Source organism: Flavitalea sp., from assembly GCF_035489435.1.
GTDB lineage: Bacteria > Bacteroidota > Bacteroidia > Chitinophagales > Chitinophagaceae > DATHKG01.
In genome coordinates, this window is sequence record NZ_DATHKG010000171.1 from 1 (window position 1) to 18,801 (window position 18,801).

An 18,801-nucleotide genomic window follows, 5' to 3' on the forward strand; every position below is an offset into this window, starting at 1 on the left:
ATCGGAGCTGATAAAGGCAACAAATTACAGGTAAACGATCTGCTTGCGATCATTGGTGCGCCAGGCGAGGACATTCAATCGCTCCTGGGAGGTGGTAAAACATCAAACGGCGCTAAACCTGAATCAAAGGAAGAACCGAAAAAGACGGAGGAAAAACCGGCCGAACCAGCCACTGCAACAGCAGAACAAAAAGCAGCCCTGGCACCGTCCGGGGGAGAAAAACTCGACCTTTCCACGATGCAGGAAGTGATCCTTATGCCAAGGCTAAGCGATACAATGACCGAAGGAGTAATTGCCGAATGGCATAAAAAAGTCGGTGATGATGTGAAGAAAGGAGACTTACTGGCAGATGTTGAAACCGACAAGGCTACCATGGAACTTGAAAGTTATAAAGCCGGGAAATTATTATATATCGGTGCTGAAAAAGGAGATAAGGTTCCTGTAAATTCATTGCTTTGTATTATCGGGGAAGAAGGAAAGGTAGATATCAATAAAATTGTTGCTGCTGCAAAAGGTGGAACAGCTTCAGCGGGTGAAGGTGCAGCGCAACAGCAAACAGCCGATACTCCAAAAGCTGATGCCGGGCAAACAGGATCAGCATCAACTGCAACTGCTTCAGCTGGCCAGGCAACTTCTCCGAATCCATCAGTGGAAAATGGAAGGGTTAAGGCATCTCCCCTGGCTAAAAAGCTCGCTGCAGAAAAAGGTATTGATATCACTGCTGTTTCAGGTAGCGGTGATAACGGAAGAATTATAAAAGCAGACATCGATAACTTTAAACCTGGCGCTCAGCCAGCTCCTAAAGAAACAGCAGTTGCTGCTCCATCAGGTAAACAAGTTGCTTCCGCACCAGCCGGCCAGGTTAGTTTTGACGAGGTTCCTGTTTCTCAAATGCGTAAGATTATAGCAAAGAGACTTGCTGAAAGCAAATTCTCAGCACCGCATTTTTACCTGACTATGTCTATCAATATGGACGCTGCTGTTGAAAGCAGGAAGAAGATAAATGAAGTTGCAAAAGTTAAGATTTCATTCAATGATATGGTGCTGAAAGCATGTGCCGTTGCTTTGAAACAACATCCTAAGGTTAACAGTAGCTGGCTGGGTGATAAGATCAGGTATAACCACCATATAAATATCGGTGTTGCTGTAGCTGTCGAAGAAGGTTTGTTGGTACCTGTTGTTCGTTTCGCTGATACAAAGTCACTATCACAAATTGGGGCAGAAGTAAAAGACTTTGCTCAAAAAGCAAAAGATAAAAAACTTCAGCCAGCTGATTGGGAGGGAAATACTTTTACCATTTCCAACCTGGGTATGTTTGGGATAGATGAGTTCACAGCTATTATCAATCCTCCTGATGCATGTATACTTGCGGTTGGAGCTATCAGCCAGGTTCCTATAGTAAAAAATGGTGCTGTAGTACCAGGAAATATCATGAAGGTGACCCTGAGTTGCGATCACCGGGTGGTTGATGGAGCAACCGGATCCGCATTTTTGCAGACACTCCAGGGATTATTGGAAGAACCATTGAGAATGCTTGTTTAACGATCTTTGCCTTGAGAATGGTTATTTAACAATCTTTATCTTGAGAATGATTGTTTAACAATCTTTACCTTGAGACTGCTGGTTTAACAGCGGTTATCTCAGTAACTGGGTAGTCTGGACACAGAACAAGTATTTGAGTTTATAAAAAAATAGTTCAGCTTTAACAAGCCCTCAACATCATGTTGGGGGCTTTTATTCTTAAATGACCCCTCCGGGTCATTTTTAGTTTTGTGTTGCCAGTTTTAGATTGTGATACCAGTTTAGATTGTGATACCAGGATTGACGGAGAAAGATCTATAGGTTTGGGTAATAAAAAGCGCCTCCACAATTATAGTGAAGGCGCTATTTCATAAATACCCATAGAATTAATGTACCGTTAAATACCTATAGAATTAATGTTCTATTGCGAGAGTTTAATTTCACCTGCATCAGCTGCCTGGCCATCTGTTACGGCTACATTATCTTTCGCTGCATTTTTAAATGGTGGTTTAGCCTCAATGATAACCCGGTAAACGCCGGCTTTAGCATCCTTGATTTCATATGCACCATCCTTAATTTCTGTTTGTAAAGTATCTGAACTTGATAAAGCCCATGCTCTGCTTGCGCCTTCTGCCGGTGACACCTTTCCTTTTATTGAACCATTCTCTATTCCTGTAAAGGCAAATAATCCTGCAACAGCTATACTGAGCGCAGCAGCTCCTAATCTCATTCTTTTCATGATCAAATTTTTATGTGATTAATTAAGGTGAAGGCGGAACTTTTCCCGCACGTCAAATATTGAAAAAGTTTTGCGGCCGGGCTTTGGGTTCATATAGTGTTTCAAGGACTGTGCCAAAAAGAATTATGAATTATGAGTTATGAATTATGAAACCATTGTAAAACCCATCATTACTCATAACTCTCTAACTTATCACTCACTCCTCACTCATCACTCATAACTCATAACTCCTTATCCGCTTTTTTTAACAGAATAATTCCCCAAAATGACCTAGATTTGCAAAACTCATTTCCTCTCTATCTGTTGGCTTATCGGTTTATTCCTCTCTCAAAACCAGATAAGCACTTGATTAGCAAGCGGTGGTGTTTAATAAACGTTTTAACCACGAGCACATTTTTAAGTATCAGCCATGTGGTTCATAAGCTTAGCTTAGTGGCGCACGATACGCATTTAAATTCTTTAATTTGTTATTTGACCAATTAAGTTTGATCGAGCCTATTTTAAGGGCCGTCAAAAAAGAGGGTTACCTTAATCCTACACCTATTCAGCAGCAAGCTATTCCAATCGTATTACAAGGCAGAGATTTATTGGGATGCGCACAAACCGGTACCGGTAAAACAGCTGCGTTTGCAATGCCTATCCTGCAATTATTATCTGCCGCGAAACCAGTAAACCCATTACAGAAAAAGATCCGGGCACTGATCCTAACTCCCACAAGGGAACTGGCTATCCAGATCGAAGAAAGTCTTCGCAATTACGGAATCTATACCGGTTTAAGTCAGCTCGTTATTTTTGGCGGTGTGCCCCAGAATGCTCAGACCAATGCATTGCGCAGAGGTGTTGATATACTGGTCGCGACTCCTGGCCGTTTACTTGACCTGATGAACCAGGGTTTTATAGATCTTCGTTCCCTGGAAATATTCGTACTCGACGAGGCTGATCGGATGCTTGACATGGGTTTTGTGCATGACGTTAAAAGAATCATCACAAAAATTCCTGCTAAACGTCAGACCTTGTTTTTCTCTGCGACAATGCCTGCGGAAATACAAAAATTAGCCGACACTATTCTTTCGAATCCTGCAAAGGTTGAGGTTACTCCTGTGTCTTCTACTGCCCAGACAATTACCCAATCACTGTATTATGTTGGCAAGGGAGATAAGAAGTCCCTGCTGAATCATTTGTTGCAGGATCAGGCCATCGAAACGGCTCTCGTATTTACCCGTACAAAACACGGCGCTGATAAAGTACAGAAAGACCTTTCAAGAGCTGGTATAACTGCCGAAGCTATTCATGGTAATAAAAGCCAGAATGCAAGGCAACGTGCACTTCACAACTTTAAAACCCGTCAAACCCGTGTGTTGGTAGCAACTGATATCGCGGCAAGAGGAATAGATGTTGATAATCTTTCACATGTCATTAATTTCGATCTTCCGAATATACCAGAAACATATGTGCATCGCATAGGCCGTACCGGTAGAGCCGGTGCCAATGGCATTGCGATATCATTTTGTGATGCAGAAGAAAGAGAATTCCTCCGGGACATAAATAAGCTTATCGGAAAAACCGTCCCGGTTATTGCTGAACATCCGTTTTCAATGAATGCTCCTGCGGCCCATCAACAACGTTCTTTTCAAAGACCTTCACCGGTTCAACAAAGCCGTCGCCCACTAGGCAGGAATGATCAAAGAAGCAGTCAAAGAAATGACCAGGGAAACGATCAAAGAAGATTTACTCCTGGTAAGACGCTTTCATCACACAATAATTAATAGATATAATTTCTGTTTTTATAAGGTCAACCGGTAAAATGGTTGACCTTTTTTGTGTTGAAATCCATAACTTGAATTGCTTTGATACATGCATCGACCATACAGCTTCTTCGCATTCACTTCTCTTTATTTTTATTGCCTGTATATCTTTTCGCTATTGGTGAAGTTCCCGATCTCAACATTTCGGACGCTGTAATAATTTTCTTAATTCTTCACCTGCTGGTTTATCCATCCAGCAATGGTTACAATTCATATATGGATCGTGATGAGGATAGTGTTGGGGGCATTTTGAAACCTATGCAGCCAACAAAACAACTCTATCATGTAAGTCTTGTCATGGATGGCCTGGCAATCCTCGCAGCCTTCACCATCAGCCTTGTGTTTGCTGCCTGTCTTCTTGCATATATACTGGCTTCAAGAGCGTATAGCTACCGGGGCATCCGTTTAAAAAAATATCCGGTGGCCGGCTACCTGACTGTCATCACCTTCCAGGGGGCAATGGTTTTTTTTATGACTTATCACGGGAGCAGCCAGTCAAAAACGCTGAACATTCCAATGCTGGCTCTGCTGGCAAGCAGCCTGCTCATTGGTGGGTTTTATCCGCTAACCCAGATATATCAACACCAGGCCGACCTTAAAGATGGTGTAAGAACAATTAGCTACAAACTCGGTTATCGCGGAACTTTTATCTTTACTGCAATCATATATGTTTGCGCGATGATTGTATTGGCACAATATTTTTATATGGTCAATGAGCAAAAAAAACTTTTCATCCTGGCAACTTGTATGCTTCCGGTTCTCGTATATTTCTTCAGTTGGGCAGCTAAAGTTTGGAAAGACGTTCGAAAAGCTGATTATTTGAATACCATGCGAATGAACCTTATCGCTTCCGTTTGCACAAATCTGGCTTTTTTCACTTTGTTAATTTGGAAACTTTTTGAGTAAAATACTATCTATAGGAACTGCAAACCCGGTGCATAAGCATGAGCAGTCTGAAATACTCAACTTCATGCAAATGGTCTATGCATTTGGAGAAGTTGATAAAAGAAAACTCAGATTCTTATATAATAATTCCGGCATAAAATCGCGTTATTCTGTAATACCTGATTACTCATGCACCTTGCCGGATTGGAAATTTTTTCCGCATGGCGAAAACCTTGAGCCTTTTCCTTCGATAGAATTAAGAATGAAATGGTATGATGAGCATGCAGCACCTGTTTCAATAAATGCCATATCCAATTGCCTGGAAGGATATCTTGAACCTGGTAAGATCACCCATCTTATTACTGTCAGCTGTACCGGAATGAGTGCACCCGGACTTGATCTTCAGATCATGGAGCAGATGAACCTGCCTAAAACAATCTACCGGACTTCGGTAAATTTTATGGGTTGTTATGCAGCCATTCACGCACTCAAAATGGCTAATGATATTTGTATTGCTTCACCGGCAGCGAATGTGATGATTGTTTGCACCGAGCTATGTACCCTGCATTTTCAGCGTGATTCGGGAATAGATAGTGTTGCCTCTTCTTTGTTATTTGGGGATGGAAGTGCAGCAGTGCTTGTTACAAGCGATCAATCGCCAACACCCGGTTTACATCTTGACCATTTTTATTCAGAAATTATTCCAAGAGGTAAAAAAGATATGACCTGGGAGATTTCATCCCGGGGTTTTTTAATGACCTTAAGTGGTTATATACCCGAGTTGATTGAACAGGACTTTGAACCCCTTGTTAACAGGGCTTTGGAAAGAACTGGCTTCAGAACTGACCAGATTATGAACTGGTGCATTCATCCGGGTGGAAAGAGAATACTTGAAGCCGTGGGCAAATGTCTTCAACTTTCAAAAGAGGACCTGAAATACAGTTATCAGACCATGGAAAACTTCGGGAACATGTCTTCTCCTACTATCCTTTTTGTGCTGAAAGAAATTCTTGCTGAAATGCGCCAAAAAGGCGACCCTGAAACCGCCTCCAAAAACCAATCTGTTTTCGGAGCTGCTTTCGGACCTGGTCTTACGATGGAAACCTTCGTAGCTTCGTATTAATGCCTGATTTTTCAAAACGATCTTACCAGAAAGAACTACTCGACCAGGACGATATTCCATTCAGGGATATACTCCGGAATATGGAAGAGTTAAACATGGTAAACCACCTGCTCGGCGGGCATAGTATTACCTGTAAAGGAATCCGGCAAATATTGAATGCCAGGCACCGGCCAGATGATCACGAATGGCTTATCTGTGAGATCGGCTGTGGTAACGGGAACAATCTTGCAGTGATTTATGAATGGTGCCGCGGCCGCAATATCAAAGCAAGATTTATTGGAATAGATATTAACCCCAACTGTATTGCATCGACAAAACCTGCAAAGACCGGTGGAAAAACAACTTATATAACCAGCGACTATCAAAGAGTTAATTTTATTCAGAAACCTGATATTATCTTCTCATCATTGTTCTGTCATCATTTTACCGACGAGCAAATGACTGATCAGTTGTTATGGCTAAAAAATAACAGCATTGATGGCTTTTTTATCAATGATCTTCACAGGCATCCATTTGCGTTTTATAGCATACGCTTGTTGACTATGGCTTTTTCCAGGAGCTACCTTGTGAAAAATGATGCTCCGTTATCGGTGTTACGCGGTTTTAGTAAAAGCGACTGGTTAAGGTTGATGCGCTCGGCAGGAATTGATAATTTTTCTATAAAGTGGAAATGGGCGTTCAGATGGCTTATAGTTATTGTAAATTGAAATATTTCTGTGACTATGATTGCTGAATATGATGTTGCTATAATAGGTGGAGGGCTTGCCGGGCTTTCTCTTGCGATTCAATCAGCAAGAGCCGGGCACAATACCGTGCTGTTTGAGAAAGAACGATATCCTTTTCATAAGGTTTGCGGTGAATATATCAGCTTCGAAAACTGGAATTACCTTGAGGATCTTGGAATTCCGCTTAGCGATATGAATCTTCCTATGATCAATCGCCTCCTCATCAGTTCGCCAGAAGGCCGGGCCATTGAAAGCCGGTTACCGCTTGGGGGATTTGGTATTAGCCGCTACCTGATTGATGATCTCCTTTATAAAATTGCCGTAAAAGAGGGTGTCCATGTAATGCAGGAAACCAAGGTGCTTAATATCAATTTCAGGGATAACAAATTTGAAATTGAAACTACCAGGGGTAATACCAATTCTTTAGTATCAGCCGGAAGTTTTGGCAAAAGAAGCAATATTGATATCAGGTGGAAACGAAACTTCACCCTGCATAATCATAGCCAGTTAAGTAATTTCCTTGCTGTCAAATATCATATCAGGTATGATTCACCAGCAGATCAGATTGCACTACATAATTTCGACAATGGCTACTGTGGCGTATCGAGGATTGAAGGAGACAAATCCTGTCTTTGTTATCTTACCAAAGCTGGTAATCTCAGAAAATCCGGAAACGACATCAGTAACATGGAAAGAACTATACTGATGAAAAATCCTTTTTTGAAAGATATTTTTACAAAAGCAACTTTTTTATATGAAAGGCCGCTCACAATTTCACGAATTTCATTCGCACGTAAAACACAGGTTGAAAATCATGTGTTGTTACTTGGAGATGCAGCTGGATTGATTGCCCCATTATGTGGCAACGGCATGAGTATGGCGCTTCATGCCGGCAAACTTGCCTTTGCTGAAATCGATTTGTTTCTCGGAAATCGGATCGATAGGTTTGAAATGGAGAGCCATTACAGCCAACAATGGGAAAAACATTTTTCTCACAGGCTTGGTGCCGGCAGGCTGATCCAGGGCTTTTTTGGTAACGCCACGCTGAGCAACCTGCTGATAAAAAGTGTAAAGCCTTTTCCGAAACTCGTGAGATTGCTTATCCGGCAGACTCATGGAGCACCTTATTAGTACAGGAATTGCTGAGTATAACATGGCGGCATTACTTTAGCAGCATTACTAATGACTAAACAAGCAGCTGTAATGCACCAGGGATGCTTTAGCATTAACATTTGGTTAAACAACTTTTGGTAATTGAACCGTTCCCGCTCAAATTTGTTTATATAAGAAAAATTGTATGCCGAATAACGAACATAAAAAGACATTGGTTCTGGGAGCTTCCAAAAACCCGCAGAGATATAGCTTTATTGCCATAAACCGGCTTAGAAAACATGGTCATCCCGTCGTTGCAATTGGTAAAAGGGAATCCGTGGTTGCCGATGTTCCAATCGGTATCGAGAAAGAGGTGTACCCGGATGTCGATACAGTAACCCTCTACCTGAGTGCACAAAATCAAAAACAGTATTATGATTATATATTTGGCCTTCACCCTAAAAGAATCATATTTAACCCCGGGGCCGAAAATGATGAGTTATATGATCTGGCAGAACTAAAAGGTATAAAACCAATCGAAGCCTGCACGTTGGTGATGTTAAGTACCGGACAATATTGATATCAAGTACTGGACAATATTAGAAACCTCGTATAAATACCTGGCAATTAATTGCAGTTTTCCGAACTGCGGGACCGTTTAAACACGGTCTTTTTTATGTAACTGTAAGAGTTTTTTTGTTTAACTTCTAAACAATTTTTTATCAAACAAGTGTAAAATATCAAAGCACTATCCACGTTTATAACATGTTGGAGTTATCCGCTCCAGCCACTGTAACCTGAAAAATCCAATTCAGATACAGCGAATCCAAACCCTATTGTAAAATTATTTTCCAATGAAAACCATTCAGAAACTCCTGTTTCTGGTTTTGATTTCACAGTCAGTTCCCTTCCTGCTTTCAGCACAAACAGGACCGTCGGTGAAATCTTTAAACCCCGAAAAGCCGATGATCTTTTCAGGATTGCCTGAAAGATTTGAATGCAGCGTTATAGCTTTGCGACAATTGTTTGCAGCTTCAATAAACGATGAGATCAGCTTTTCACTAACAAGGAACGTAACCTTCAGGGGCACCGTAGCTGCCAGGGTTCAAAGGGATCCAAACGTTTTAAGTGTTAATGTCCTTTCCTCTAATTTTCCTGGTACACTACTCAACATATCTCTTATAACGAATGCCGACAAGTCTGAAAAGATAATCGGTCGTTTTTTAAATCCGCGTAATGGCGATGTGTTGGTAATTGAGCAGCAAAATGATCGTCTCTATATCACCAAAGACTTACAAAAGTTTGTTATGACTGAGTGCCCTTTGCCAGGAATGGTTGAAGGTTCAGGCAGTCTGTAAATCCATATCTATGAAAAAGATCTTTTCAGTAATCTTTACAGGACTTCTGACTATGCCGCTGCTGGCCCAGGTTCCATTACTGAACAGCTATTCAGATTCAAGTGCCACAATCTATATTGATTTTGACGGAGAATATGTGGATGGCAGCGGTTGGAATTTCAACGGTCCCATTGACGCGCAACCTTCGGGCCTTAGTCCGGACGCGATCAGGGAAGTATTTGCCAGGGTTGCGGAAGATTACAAGATTTTTAACATTAACATCACCACAGATTCAGCCTTGTATGCCATTGCCCCGCTTAACAAGCGCATAAGGATAATTGTTACCCAAACTAATGGCTGGTATCCTGGTGCCGGTGGAACTTCTTATACAAGATCTTTTAACTGGGGTGATGGCACTCCTGCATGGGTATTTAGCAATGCGCTTAGCTATGACGCAAAAAACATTGGTGAAGCGGTGTCGCATGAGGCTGGTCACACCCTGGGTTTGTACCATCAAAGCACTTATAATGCAAGCTGTACCAAGACGGCCGAATATTCACCCGGGCAGGGAACTGGTGAGATTGGCTGGGCGCCTATCATGGGGATTGGTTACAACCGTAATATGACTACCTGGCACACCGGTTCCAATGCCCGTGGATGTAACGTTTTACAGGAAGACATAAACATTATTGCCGGACCGGCAAACGGTTTTGGATTAAGGATCGACGACCATGCCAACTCGCATGTTGCTGCCAGTGAGATAAATCTTACTGCCCTTGATTTCCAGGCCTCAGGTATGATAAACAATTACGACGACAGGGATGTATTTAAATTTACCCTCATCAGTCCGACAAACCTTCGTATCAGTGCGATACCACAAAACGTAGGTGCTGGCAACAGTGGAGCAAATGTTGACATAAAAGTGGGATTGCTTAGTTCCTTTTCCGATACTATTGGTAAATACAATCCCACAGAGCTTTTGAATGCCGGCGTGGATACAAATCTTAATGCAGGAACCTATTATATAGTAGTGGATGGTGTTGCAAATGAAAACCTGTCAGATTATGGTAGTGTTGGCACTTATGCACTGGCCGGATTTATTGCCAGTGTATTACCTATCCATCATCTTAATCTTACCGGCAAAATTGAAAATGAACTTCATGTTTTGAACTGGGCCTACAGGGCAGACGAAGCTGTCAAGAAAATCAACGTGGAAATTTCAAAAGACGGCAAGCGATTTTCAACACTTGCCGAGTTATCCCCTGAATCACGCAGTTTCTCCTGGAAACCGCTTGACAATTCGCCGGCTTTCTACCGCATAAAGGTGATAACGGTTGCTGATGAAAGGGCCTATTATTCAAACAGCGAGACACTGAAAACTGCCCAGGGAAAAAAGATCGATATCCTGTCAAACATAGTGTCCGGCACTTTAAACATTGTCAGCAAAGGCAATTATAACTTCCAGTTAATAGATGAAACCGGCAGATTGGTTAATAAGGGTGTACTGAAAAACGGGCCGAACACAGTCGATATATCTTCAGCCAGCAAGGGTCTGCTGTTGCTACGTTTACTGGATGGCAACGAAGCTTCGGTGTATAAGTTCATCAAACAATAGCACAGAAAGCACATCTGAAATGTGCGTTTACGTTATTACCATATTGTAAACATCTTCAGGCATATTTTTTTTTCAATAGGTTTTTCGGTAAATTCGGAAAACCTATTGTTTTATGTTATGGAGAAAATTTAACGGAGACCCGATAGATCTCCCAATCATCGAAGCAGTTGAAAATGCCATTAAAAGAGAAACCGCAAAAGGATTCCATCTAAAAGTCTGCATTGGTACCGACTCACAGGTAAAGGGAGCAGAAACAGAATTTGCAACAGTAATCGTTTTTCTTCGCGAAGGTCATGGTGGCTTTATGTTCATACACAATGAAAAGACCAGGCTTAATTACAGCATTAAGGAACGTATGCTTGTTGAAGTTGCGAAAAGTATTGAAATCGCGTATGAGTTATGCGGATTGTTTACAACCTATAATGTAGACATGGAAGTGCATGCTGATATAAATACCAATCCCCATTTCAAGAGTAATGATGCATTAAAGGAAGCAATGGGTTATATCCTGGGTATGGGCTTTGCTTTTAAAGCAAAACCTGAGGCTTTTGCAAGCAGCAGTTGTGCCAACAAGGTTGTAAACTGATTATTGAGCTTTGCCCTTAGCCTCTTCATTCACTTTCAGATTGCATTCTTCAATAAAATGAAGGATCTTATCCCTACCCTGCTTTTTAACCGCACTCGTAACAAAATGCTGTGGCAGAAACTGCCATGTGCCACGCATTTCATTTAAAAATCCTTTAATGTTTGCACTGACAACTTTCTGAGTTTCCTTATCTGCTTTTGTGAAGGCAAGCGTAAAAGGAACTTCCCATTTGCCCAATTTGTTTACAAATTCAAGATCCACATTCTGTGGTTCGTGACGGGCATCAATCAGTACAAATATGTTTATCAGGTTCTCACGCTTGCGGAGATATTGTTCTATCATTTGTTCCCACCTGTTACGGGCGTTTATAGAAACTTTAGCAAAGCCATATCCTGGCAGATCCACCAGGTACCAGGGCTGCCAGGCAACATTTGGTTTGTTTGCTTCTTTATCGCCCACTGATTTTATCAGGAAGTGATTTATCAGCTGGGTTTTACCGGGAGTACCCGAAGTTTTGGCCAGCTTTTGATTATCACAAAGCAGGTTGATCAGTGAAGATTTTCCCACATTAGATCTGCCTATAAAAGCATATTCCGGCTTATCCGGTGGCGGGCATCCCGATAATTCGGGACTGCTGATCACATACTCTGCTGATTTAATTACCATAATAATGGCGCAAGATAAACTTTATCCATCTTAACTTTGCAGCCCATGGCGAAGTACAGTCACGATACCGTTGTTCCATTTAAAAATTCGGCTAAAAGCAAAAAAGAACAGGTGGCAAGCATGTTCGACCAGATTGCTTTCAGATACGATTTTCTCAACCGGTTTCTGTCGGGTGGCATCGATATCTTCTGGAGAAAGAGGGCAATTAGGGAACTGAAACCGCTGGGGGTTAAAAAGATGCTTGATGTTGCTACCGGCACCGGCGATATGGCCATAATGAGCTATAAATACCTGAAACCTGATCATATTACGGGAATTGATATTTCCGAAGGTATGCTTGAAATTGGCCGGAAAAAAGTCGCGAAACTGCTGTTAAATAATCATATAGAGTTATTGACTGGTGACAGCGAGGCAATAAAAGCTGGTCCGGATTCGTTTGATGCCATAACCGTTGCCTTTGGAGTACGGAATTTTGAAAATCTCGAGAAAGGACTTGGTGAGATGTACCGGGTCCTCCGGCCTGGTGGCAAGATGGTTATCCTTGAGTTTTCAAAGCCTAAACGAGTCGTTTTCAGTGGATTGTATAATATGTACATGAACGTGATTGCGCCACAGGCAGGCAAGTGGTTATCGAAGAACAAAGAGGCATATAAATATTTACATTCATCCGTTAAAGCATTTCCAGAAGGCGAAACATTTCTACACATTTTACAACAAGTTGGATTTACAGAAACCACTTTAAAAAGCCTGAGCTTAGGAATATGTACTATTTATTGCGGAACAAAAAGACGAGACTGAACATTTTTGCTATCACAGCCCTGCTGCTGATGACTTCTTCGAACCTGTTTTCCCAGACATATGAACTGAATCTTCCGGACCATGATGATAAAAAATATTATCTCGGTATTGGTTTGATATATAATAGTTCGAGATTTAATGTGACCCATCATCCAAACTTCCTGGCTAGCGATAGCGTAATGGTTGTTGATCCGCAGAACATCGGCGGTTTCGGGCTGGCCGGGATACATACTTACAGGCTGTCACCGAGGTTTGAGATCCGGGCAATCTTCCCTCAGTTACTATTCTCTTACAAAAATCTCACGTATAATTTAACGAACCCAGACGCGACAAAGGAAGAAACTGCAGTCATGACAAAAAGGGTGGAATCAATCCTGCTTGGCTTGCCTGTGCACCTGAAATTCAGATCCGACCGCATCGGCAATTTCAGGGTATATATGTTTGGTGGTGCTAAATTCGAATACGATCTTTCATCCAATTCAACTGCCCGTAAAGCAGAGGACCTGGTCAAACTGAAAAAATACGATTATGGAGTTGAAGGTGGAATCGGCTTCAACTTCTATTTCCCGGTATTTATTTTATCTCCCGAGATCAAAATCAGCCATGGCCTTTCGAATAGCCATAGCCGTGATGTGAACCTTAAATTTTCCAATACAATTGATAAGTTGAATACCAGGATGATACTGTTCTCTTTGATTTTTGAGGGATAAGTATTATCAATAATCATACTCCCTTCGGAACATGTTTATCCTGATTCCCGCAGTAATCACTGAAGTGTTATTATCAATCGTATTGACGTTCGTTGTTTTCAGGCTTCTCAGCAATGCTGAAGCTTCAAAGAAAATATTCTCCTTGATTTCATAAGAAACCAGGAATTGAAAATTGATTCCATTTGTGGGTTCACCACTTGGCAGATCATAACCATAATCTCCTGAACGTGTCGTGTTAATCTTAAAGATATTTACCCCGACGTTGCTATTGCCCGTATCAATTCCTTGTCTCCAGAGAATCAGTCTCGCCGAGGTTTGCCATTTTGGATGCGGTTGATAACGGATAATACCTATCGCCTCAAGGAAGTTTGCTCCCAGGGGATGCGTCATTGGTTGATTATAATGAGTGAAGTTGGCAGTAGAGTCTGAATGGGAATAACTGAAAGGCCGGACTATATTTATTTCACCCTGCAAATCAAGATTTTTTGCACCAAAGGCATCTATGTATTTAGATCCCAGCTGGATGCCGAACTTATTACCCCACCAGCCATTACCAGCCCTGACCTCTTTAAGGTAAAATTCATCCAGCATAAATTGTCCGTAAAATTGAAAACGTTTGGCAACATTCGCTTTAAAATCAAAACCAAGGATGGCATTATCTGATGATCCGTTTTGCTGTTCAGCACCGCGTAAAAAAATGATTGGATTGAGATAGGAAAACTCAAAATGATTCTCCCGGCCAAAAATCACCGCATCAAACAACCCGACATTCAGCCATTTTGTAACGTTGATGCTCAGGTGATGCATTGCGGCATATTTCTTATCAAGCAGGAGATTGGAGGTTCCCGCCGCATTTTTAAACTGCGGGGTGAGTTCCATAAAAAGATTCTGATAATTTATTTTCCAGATGCGTGTATTCAGTTTAAGGAACAGGTAGTTGTTTGCAAAATCACTGAGGAATAAACTCCTGTATCCATTACCGATAAAGTTTTTATCGTAGCCAAACTGAACATCTATGTATTTGGTAACGCCAAAATTGATTGAACCCCTGGCATCAATATAATCCGTTGCGGTAGTTTTGAATGGCTTATAAAAGCCCGCCCCGGGTACTGCCAGGAACTGGTTCACACGTTGCTGCACAAAAGACGGTGCCCTTTCCTGGTTGTCGGTGATATAAGCTGAGAAGCCAATGCGGTTGGCAATTAATCCACGAAGTGTTATTCCTTTTGAATTCAAAAATATCCCATCGCCGTTGTTGTCGCTTTCGGAAGAAATTTGTCCCTGGAACACAGGGTTTACCGCGAGGAAAAAGTCTTTCTCATTTACTTCCAGCAAATGTGCCTTTGTTTTATAAAATGTGTTCCAGAGTGATCGCTTGCTGTAAAAATCGGCAGTGTCGCCGGTCACCCATTCGGGATTGTTCATGAGGAAGCTCCGGAGATTGTATTTATCAACGTTGGACAGGGGCAAGGTCCCGGCTTTTTCAAGGGAATCCGCTGCTTCTACACCAATCACAGCCAGGTGGCGGCTCAAAGGTTTAACAGTGGTAACATTGAAATCAGGATTGCGTTGCATTTTTATTTCCATCCGGTTCAGGAACTGCTGATGTTTGTTCCCCTGAGGCAGATAGGTAGATTGGGAAAGCGTAACTAGTGGTAAGATTAAAATAGCAAAACAGGCAAGCGATTTTGAAATAAATTGCATCATACTTTATTAAGCGTAGTTAATTTAGAATACTATTGTAATCGTACAGAACCTGTCACCATTCAAATACTGAGCCAGTACCGGGCCAGGCATATAATTTTCAAGTTATGCAAAATTACCTGATTAAGAATATCACTATAGTTAACGAAGGCCAATCAGTACATGGCGATGTACTGATAAAAAATGAACGAATAGAGAAAATCGGTTCTGCATTACAGGTTCCTTACCGGGTTATAGAGATCGATGGTGATGCATTGCATTTGCTTCCTGGCTCAATCGACGACCAGGTGCATTTTCGTGAACCTGGCTTAACACATAAAGCAACTATTTATTCTGAATCGAAAGCTGCGGTTGCCGGTGGAGTTACCTCTTTTATGGAGATGCCAAATACGGTGCCCCCGGTGTTTACCCAGGAGCTGTTGGAACAGAAATACGAGATTGCCCGGAACACATCGCTTGCGAATTATTCATTCTTTATGGGTACTTCTAATGATAATACAGAAGAAGCACTGAAGACGAATGAAAAAAAGGATCGGGTGGCCGGTATTAAAATCTTTATGGGATCATCAACCGGCGGATTGCTGGTTGATAATTATCTTAGCCTGGAGAGGCTATTCCGTGATTCAGAAGTATTGATCGCAACGCATTGCGAGGATGAAAAAATCATTAAAGCAAACCTCGAAAGGATCAAGGCTTCAAAGCCAATGCTTGAGCCTGCTGATCATCCCCTGGTAAGGGATGAAAACGCTTGCTTTGAATCTTCACTAACTGCTATCCAGTTTGCAAAGAAAAATAATTCAAGGCTACACATACTTCATATAAGCACTGAAAAGGAGCTGCAGCTTTTCTCGAACATGCTGCCCCTGGAGGAAAAAAGAATCACTGCAGAAGTTTGTGTGCATCACCTGCATTTCAGCGCCGATGATTATGCGTTATTAGGTAACAAGATTAAATGTAACCCGGCAATAAAGGCACCACATAACCGCGAAGCGCTATGGAAGGCCTTGCTTGATGACCGCCTTGATGTAATAGCCACTGATCATGCACCGCATACCGTTGAAGAAAAATCGGGCAGCTATGAACATGCGCATGCTGGTCTTCCATTGGTTCAGCATTCCGTTCTGATGATGTTGAACTATGTTTCACTTGGAAAGATATCTATCGAGAAAATTGTTGAAAAAATGAGTCATGCGGTGGCGACCTGTTTCCAGATTTCAAATCGTGGATATATCCGGGAAGGATATATGGCGGATCTTGTGATTGCTGATTTAAATACTAAAACAACTGTTCAGAAAGATAACATATTGTATAAATGTGGCTGGAGCCCGTTTGAAGGGAAAACTTTGGCGGCCGCTATCACCCATACTTTTGTAAATGGCAACCTGGTGTATGGAAAAGGAAGCTGGGATGAATCTCAGAAAGGTCAGCGATTGAATTTCGACCGCTAACTATTATAACAAGGAACGATTTCTGATAATATGAAAGCATGGAATTAGACAATATAACTTACAATGATCTTTCTCTTTTTCAGCACGAAGAAGAGTATTCCGTATTCCACAAATTGAATTTCACCCGTACGGTTGATGGTAAGGAATGGCTGCTTAAGTTCTTTAAACAACCATTCAAGGATCTTAAAAGTATCCGGGAAACCCAGGATATTATCAGGTCGGTACTTTCAAAAATCAAAGACTGGCCAACCGGAATTTCCAATGGTACAGTGATGGTGATGGCCCGGTTTTATGATAGTAATATTGATTCCATTCCGGGCAGCAACCTGGTGGATGCTGCTACATACAAACTTTTCCATGGACCTGATTTTTCTTTGGTCCGTTTTTCTGTAACCCATTTTGCAGATTTTTTTCGCGGCCTGAAACAACTTATTGCCTTGCTTAATACTGATGATGCGCCACCAACGCTGAAACAATATCTTGAAAGAGCGCGCGAACTCATCAGCCGGCCAATCATCCAGCAGCTGGCCGGCCGTGATCCTTCGGTGAGACTAAGCTGGAAGGAAACGGTTCATTATGGAGGTTATCTGCACCAGAAATATAAAAATTTCAGCTTCGAATTGATCAGTATTTATGGACGGCTTGATGCATGGTTTTCGATGGCTACTGCTATGCAGGTGCATCATCTCAATTTTCCAGAATTTATCGATCAGCCCCAACCACTGATTGAGGCAAAAGCATTGTTTCATATCCTGGTTCCGGGTGCTGTGCCCTATGATGTGAATTTCAGCAAGGAAACCAATTTCTTGTTCCTGACCGGTGCTAATATGGCCGGCAAAAGCACTTTTATCAAGGCCGTCGGCACCACGGTATTTCTCGCACATCTTGGTATGGGCGTACCTGCGGCCAGCATGAAGCTGACGATGTTTGACGGACTTTTAAGCAATATCAACGTAGTCGATAACATTGTGAAAGGCGAAAGCTATTTCTTTAATGAAGTGCAGCGCATCAGGAAAACGATTCTAAAAATAAAGGACAAGGGTAAATGGCTGGTATTAATTGATGAATTGTTCAAAGGTACCAATGTGCAGGATGCCATGAAATGTTCATCAACGGTTGTAAAGGGCCTGATCAAAATCAAAAGTTCCATCTTCATTTTATCGACACATTTGTATGAGATTGGTGAAGAGCTGAAACAATATCCAAATATTTCGATGAAGTATTTTGAAACCGAAGTGCTGGAAGATCAGTTGTATTTTAGTTATCAACTGAAGGACGGGGTAAGTAATGACAGATTGGGTTATTTGATTTTGAAGAGAGAAAAGGTGGTGGAGTTGTTGGAGAGTTTGTAGATGATTGAATACTCTAAGCATGCTGCATTTAAGCATAAAATTTATGACAAGACTTATTTTATTCCTGACGCTGACCTGGGTCTGTTCATCATCCTATAGTCAAAAATCAGGAGCGTCAATAAATGTAAACCATTACGTGTTTGAGGTCGTTGTAAATGACATAAATGATTCAATTAAATGCACTGCCTCGATATACTATAAAATACTAAAGCCCATAAGTTCAATTACACTGGACCTTGCATCAATTAATAACGGAGGCAAAGGAATGAAAATATCATCCGTAACTGCAAATGGACAACCTCTCGTTTTTACCCATGCCGGGAACAGGCTAACCATTGAAACTCCGGGCCAATCTGGCGAACTCAGAACGATTAAAATATCCTACTCCGGTATTCCTGCGGATGGCCTGATTATTTCAAAAACCAAATACGGCAAACGCAGCTTTTTTGCAGATAACTGGCCGGATCGTGCAAGACACTGGCTTGTTTCGGTAGATGATCCTGCTGATAAAGCCGCTGTTGAATTTAAGGTTACCGCACCAACCCATTACCAGGTCATAGCGAACGGCGTCCTGATCGAGGAAACGAACATCGATGCACAAAATAAAGTTACTCACTGGAAAGAAGCCATTGACCTTCCTACCAAAGTAATGGCCGTTGGCATAGCTGACTTTGCAGTTAATCACCTGGACAGCA

Annotated in this window: 18 protein-coding genes; 15 read left to right on the forward strand and 3 right to left on the reverse strand. The window is 41.7% G+C overall.

What is annotated here, in order from left to right; translation table 11 throughout:
* Positions 1-1,542, forward strand: a 1,542-nt coding sequence (locus VK664_RS27250; RefSeq protein WP_461401893.1) for a pyruvate dehydrogenase complex dihydrolipoamide acetyltransferase, incomplete at its 5' end; no start/stop codon positions are given.
* A 400-nt stretch (positions 1,543-1,942) separates the two neighbouring features.
* Here VK664_RS27250 and VK664_RS27255 read toward each other — a convergent pair.
* Positions 1,943-2,260 (reverse strand): carboxypeptidase regulatory-like domain-containing protein, encoded by a 318-nt coding sequence (locus tag VK664_RS27255; protein WP_461401894.1) that lies wholly within the window; start codon positions 2,258-2,260, stop codon positions 1,943-1,945.
* A gap of 464 nt (positions 2,261-2,724) precedes the next feature.
* On the opposite strand from VK664_RS27255, the gene VK664_RS27260 reads away from it, so the two are divergent.
* The 9 genes from VK664_RS27260 to VK664_RS27300 all read left to right on the forward strand — a co-directional run bounded on the left by VK664_RS27260 (position 2,725) and on the right by VK664_RS27300 (position 11,428).
* Positions 2,725-4,026 carry a DEAD/DEAH box helicase gene (locus VK664_RS27260; protein ID WP_461401895.1) on the forward strand — a complete coding sequence of 434 codons (1,302 nt, stop codon included), beginning with the start codon at positions 2,725-2,727 and terminating at the stop codon, positions 4,024-4,026.
* Between the two features lie 81 nt (positions 4,027-4,107).
* Positions 4,108-4,971 (forward strand): UbiA family prenyltransferase, encoded by an 864-nt coding sequence (locus VK664_RS27265; protein WP_461401896.1) that lies wholly within the window; start codon positions 4,108-4,110, stop codon positions 4,969-4,971.
* Entirely contained in the window at positions 4,964-6,073 is a 1,110-nt protein-coding gene (locus VK664_RS27270) for a type III polyketide synthase (protein ID WP_461401897.1), read from the forward strand. Before VK664_RS27265 ends, VK664_RS27270 begins: the two co-directional genes overlap by 8 nt.
* The gene (locus VK664_RS27275) at positions 6,073-6,780 is read left to right on the forward strand and encodes a methyltransferase domain-containing protein (protein WP_461401898.1); all 708 of its coding nucleotides are present in this window, start codon (positions 6,073-6,075) and stop codon (positions 6,778-6,780) included. Before VK664_RS27270 ends, VK664_RS27275 begins: the two co-directional genes overlap by 1 nt.
* A gap of 15 nt (positions 6,781-6,795) precedes the next feature.
* Positions 6,796-7,929: an NAD(P)/FAD-dependent oxidoreductase gene (locus tag VK664_RS27280; RefSeq protein WP_461401909.1), complete on the forward strand. Its 1,134-nt coding sequence runs from the start codon at positions 6,796-6,798 to the stop codon at positions 7,927-7,929.
* A gap of 166 nt (positions 7,930-8,095) precedes the next feature.
* Entirely contained in the window at positions 8,096-8,470 is a 375-nt protein-coding gene (locus VK664_RS27285; RefSeq protein WP_461401899.1) for a CoA-binding protein, read from the forward strand.
* A gap of 274 nt (positions 8,471-8,744) precedes the next feature.
* The gene (locus tag VK664_RS27290) at positions 8,745-9,248 is read left to right on the forward strand and encodes a hypothetical protein (protein ID WP_461401900.1); all 504 of its coding nucleotides are present in this window, start codon (positions 8,745-8,747) and stop codon (positions 9,246-9,248) included.
* A gap of 10 nt (positions 9,249-9,258) precedes the next feature.
* Complete coding sequence (locus VK664_RS27295; RefSeq protein ID WP_461401901.1) at positions 9,259-10,842, forward strand: zinc metalloprotease; 1,584 nt, start codon at positions 9,259-9,261, stop codon at positions 10,840-10,842.
* A 112-nt stretch (positions 10,843-10,954) separates the two neighbouring features.
* Positions 10,955-11,428 (forward strand): ribonuclease H-like YkuK family protein, encoded by a 474-nt coding sequence (locus VK664_RS27300; protein ID WP_458926234.1) that lies wholly within the window; start codon positions 10,955-10,957, stop codon positions 11,426-11,428.
* On the opposite strand, the gene yihA is transcribed toward VK664_RS27300, so the two are convergent.
* Positions 11,429-12,094 (reverse strand): ribosome biogenesis GTP-binding protein YihA/YsxC, encoded by a 666-nt coding sequence (yihA, locus tag VK664_RS27305; RefSeq protein WP_461401902.1) that lies wholly within the window; start codon positions 12,092-12,094, stop codon positions 11,429-11,431.
* A 45-nt stretch (positions 12,095-12,139) separates the two neighbouring features.
* Here yihA and ubiE point away from each other — a divergent pair, with 45 nt between their 5' ends.
* Entirely contained in the window at positions 12,140-12,892 is a 753-nt protein-coding gene (ubiE, locus tag VK664_RS27310; protein ID WP_461401903.1) for a bifunctional demethylmenaquinone methyltransferase/2-methoxy-6-polyprenyl-1,4-benzoquinol methylase UbiE, read from the forward strand.
* Positions 12,856-13,602, forward strand: coding sequence for a type IX secretion/gliding motility protein PorT/SprT (porT, locus tag VK664_RS27315; RefSeq protein WP_461401904.1), 747 nt, complete (start codon positions 12,856-12,858; stop codon positions 13,600-13,602). Before ubiE ends, porT begins: the two co-directional genes overlap by 37 nt.
* Positions 13,603-13,608: 6 nt before the next feature.
* Here porT and VK664_RS27320 read toward each other — a convergent pair whose 3' ends face one another.
* Positions 13,609-15,309 carry a hypothetical protein gene (locus VK664_RS27320; RefSeq protein ID WP_461401905.1) on the reverse strand — a complete coding sequence of 567 codons (1,701 nt, stop codon included), beginning with the start codon at positions 15,307-15,309 and terminating at the stop codon, positions 13,609-13,611.
* A gap of 104 nt (positions 15,310-15,413) precedes the next feature.
* On the opposite strand from VK664_RS27320, the gene VK664_RS27325 reads away from it, so the two are divergent.
* The 3 genes from VK664_RS27325 to VK664_RS27335 all read left to right on the forward strand — a co-directional run.
* On the forward strand, positions 15,414-16,754 hold the full coding sequence (locus tag VK664_RS27325) for a dihydroorotase (RefSeq protein ID WP_461401906.1): 1,341 nt from the start codon (positions 15,414-15,416) through the stop codon (positions 16,752-16,754).
* A gap of 38 nt (positions 16,755-16,792) precedes the next feature.
* Positions 16,793-18,106, forward strand: coding sequence for a MutS-related protein (locus VK664_RS27330; protein ID WP_461401907.1), 1,314 nt, complete (start codon positions 16,793-16,795; stop codon positions 18,104-18,106).
* A gap of 43 nt (positions 18,107-18,149) precedes the next feature.
* On the forward strand, positions 18,150-18,801 hold a 652-nt coding region (locus VK664_RS27335; RefSeq protein ID WP_461401908.1), incomplete at its 3' end, for a gluzincin family metallopeptidase.

Bases quoted from the DNA above. Each gene is read 5' to 3' on its own strand.
- VK664_RS27325 (WP_461401906.1), top strand. From the start codon at position 15,414: ATGCAAAATTACCTGATTAAGAATATCACTATAGTTAACGAAGGCCAA.
- VK664_RS27280 (WP_461401909.1), top strand. From the start codon at position 6,796: ATGATTGCTGAATATGATGTTGCTATAATAGGTGGAGGGCTTGCCGGG.
- ubiE (WP_461401903.1), top strand. From the start codon at position 12,140: ATGGCGAAGTACAGTCACGATACCGTTGTTCCATTTAAAAATTCGGCT.
- VK664_RS27255 (WP_461401894.1), bottom strand. From the start codon at position 2,260: ATGAAAAGAATGAGATTAGGAGCTGCTGCGCTCAGTATAGCTGTTGCA.
- VK664_RS27275 (WP_461401898.1), top strand. From the start codon at position 6,073: ATGCCTGATTTTTCAAAACGATCTTACCAGAAAGAACTACTCGACCAG.
- yihA (WP_461401902.1), bottom strand. From the start codon at position 12,094: ATGGTAATTAAATCAGCAGAGTATGTGATCAGCAGTCCCGAATTATCG.
- VK664_RS27320 (WP_461401905.1), bottom strand. From the start codon at position 15,309: ATGATGCAATTTATTTCAAAATCGCTTGCCTGTTTTGCTATTTTAATC.
- VK664_RS27300 (WP_458926234.1), top strand. From the start codon at position 10,955: ATGTTATGGAGAAAATTTAACGGAGACCCGATAGATCTCCCAATCATC.
- VK664_RS27330 (WP_461401907.1), top strand. From the start codon at position 16,793: ATGGAATTAGACAATATAACTTACAATGATCTTTCTCTTTTTCAGCAC.
- porT (WP_461401904.1), top strand. From the start codon at position 12,856: ATGTACTATTTATTGCGGAACAAAAAGACGAGACTGAACATTTTTGCT.
- VK664_RS27295 (WP_461401901.1), top strand. From the start codon at position 9,259: ATGAAAAAGATCTTTTCAGTAATCTTTACAGGACTTCTGACTATGCCG.
- VK664_RS27285 (WP_461401899.1), top strand. From the start codon at position 8,096: ATGCCGAATAACGAACATAAAAAGACATTGGTTCTGGGAGCTTCCAAA.
- VK664_RS27290 (WP_461401900.1), top strand. From the start codon at position 8,745: ATGAAAACCATTCAGAAACTCCTGTTTCTGGTTTTGATTTCACAGTCA.